Here is a 1,528-nt window from a genome sequence, read left to right on the forward strand (position 1 = left end):
ACCCGCTACTTCAAAACTATAACCTTCTGCGATTCCCGATTCGCCCTTACTTATACTGTGGGTATAAGCAGCATTTGGGAATCCTATAATTAAGGATAATATGAATAGAATTATAAAAGAAAGAAAAAAGAATGTAAATCTTATTAGTTATTAAAATTAGGTTATTACACTTCCGTAAGGTTCAGATTTTAGAACGGATAAGTTAACACTTCTTTTCAGCAGTTCTAATTGTCTTAGCATTTTTATACGCCTAAATTTCCCTAATTGTCAACCTAGAATGTTTTCAATTTTGCAGGTCATTCTATTAACACTGGATAATATGATTCAAATTGATGCTTGTCAGTTAAGCTACTCCAAGTTATTAAAATGCTTTGTTATTGTTTTTACTATAATGGTAACCGTAAATCAGCTCATTCGATGAATAAATTAAGGCTATTCTCCTCCTCTTGTATTCCTTTAACAAAGCTTGTTGGATTTAATTTTCATTCAGTTCAGTAACATCGGTATGGCAAATTGAGTTTTATTTTATGCGTATCCATTTTTACTGATAATTATTTATAGTTTTGATTACAAACCATAAATCAATATGAAATTGAAATATCTGCTTGGGTTATCCATCATCTTTATGCTTGCTGCATGTGATAAGGAAAATACCGAATTGGAAACTGAAGCTGAACCACCATTAGAACTTCTTAAAGATTCTGTATCCTATACTGTTAACGGGGAGAAGTATACCTCCAGCAATGTTGAAAGAGCTTCAATATATACAACAGAATCAAATACGAAAATCACTTCGGGTGTTAATTTCAACTATCTCATCCAAGGTGATAAAGATTCAATTTTATTTGTGCGAGACTTTACTATTAAAGCAGTTAATTCGTTTATGTTTTTATCATTCATAAAAGTCTATTCTAATGCTGAAACCACGAATACAAATGAGAACAATGGCTCCTATCTAAACTTCCCAAAAAACAAGACAGATATGTTTTCAACAGGAATGTATAAATACTCAACAGATTTCTGGAGAGACAATTCAATTTCTGGAATTGCAATTAGGATGATAAATACTCGTGGTGACTTTAAGTCATATGGTGAAAACGATTTAAGTAAACCTGCTTCAATTACTCAAACTGATCAACAAAATTCTAAATTTGAAATTATAAGTTTACAAAAAAGGAAATCAGATTATTTATTAGAAGCTAAGTTTAATTTAAATGTTTTTGATGCAAAAAAACAAGTACAAAAAATAGAGAATGGCTACTTAAGGTTTAGCATACTCAAAGTTAATTAAAATTATAAATTAATGCTTATCCCCTCCTCTTGTCTCCCTATTTATAAAAACGACAACAATATCATGAAAAATAAGATTCAACTATTTACCCTTGCCAATTTATTATTCTTTTTTTGCTTTTGTCTTGTGCTAACCATGATTACTCTTTACGAGGGTTATGAATTTCCAAGTCGTCCTTATTATTTCATTCCTGTACAAGCTTTGGCTGCCTTGTTAATTTCTAATTGTTTGAAAATG

The 1,528-nt window shown here is 30.4% G+C and carries 1 protein-coding gene; it reads left to right on the top strand.

Features of this window, described 5'->3' with window-relative positions:
- Positions 1-586 precede the first annotated feature (586 nt).
- Complete coding sequence (locus tag ACR2F7_RS13145; protein WP_432714012.1) at positions 587-1,291, top strand: hypothetical protein; 705 nt, start codon at positions 587-589, stop codon at positions 1,289-1,291.
- Positions 1,292-1,528: the final 237 nt, after the last annotated feature.

This window comes from Pedobacter sp. (assembly GCF_045628745.1).
GTDB lineage: Bacteria > Bacteroidota > Bacteroidia > Sphingobacteriales > Sphingobacteriaceae > Pedobacter.